The sequence below is a fragment of the Mesorhizobium sp. M7A.F.Ca.CA.002.04.1.1 genome (assembly GCF_004022805.1).
Classification (GTDB): Bacteria; Pseudomonadota; Alphaproteobacteria; order Rhizobiales; family Rhizobiaceae; genus Mesorhizobium; species Mesorhizobium ciceri.
In genome coordinates this window covers 1-820 of sequence record NZ_RZPL01001184.1, presented here as the reverse complement: position 1 = coordinate 820, position 820 = coordinate 1, and the positions used below count along the sequence as shown (strand labels likewise).

General features: G+C 60.2%; 1 pseudogene. It reads right to left on the bottom strand.

What is annotated here, in order from left to right:
- Nucleotides 1-510: pseudogene (locus ENZ75_RS33165) on the bottom strand (phosphoketolase); the annotation flags it as partial.
- Nucleotides 511-820: the final 310 nt, after the last annotated feature.

Sequence of the window (820 nt, the reverse complement as noted above, 5' to 3'; positions counted from 1 at the left end):
CACCAGACCCGGATTGTCGAAGGCCGCACCGAAGGCATGAACCAATGCATATCCCAATTCGCCGCCCTCATGGATGGAGCCTGGCGTCTCGGGCGCGGCATGGCTTGGCACGCCACCGGGAAAGGAAAACTGCCGGAACAGTTTCCTGAGGCCGTCTTCGCCCTGCCCGATATCGGGATAGATCTCGCTATAGGTGCCCTCGAGCCATGTGTTGGCGACCATTGCGGGACCGCCATGGCCCGGGCCGCAGATAAACAGAACATCGAAGTCGCGTTCGCGGATAACGCGGTTCAGATGCAGGTAGAGAAAATTCAGGCCCGGCGTCGTGCCCCAATGGCCAAGCAACCGAGGCTTGACGTGCTCGGCCTTCAACGGTTCGCGCAACAGCGGATTGTCGAGCAGATAGATCTGGCCGACCGAGATGTAATTCGCGGCGCGCCAGTAACGGTCCATGAGGTCGATCCGTTCGTGGCCGATAGCCTGCGGCGTCGCGGCAGCCTTGTCGTTCATCGACATCTCCAGCTTTCGGTTCGCTGGTGATAACTGGGGCATCTTTGCGCTTGAGCAACCCCCGACTGCCGCCGTCCGGGACAGTGTCGCGACCCGAGCGGCCAAGAGACCGGTCGCTATCCCGGTGGAGCGAGCGGCTCTGTCCGCAAATAGGCGGGAACCTTGAAGTCCTCCAGCGGTTAGAAACTGGAATCGCGAAGGCCAGGTTCAAGGCAGCTACCGCGAAGGACAACCTCGAAGCGTTGCACCAAAGGGAGCTAAAAAATGCTCGATCTTCCTCGTGCCCGTGATCGAATGGTCAATATCCACG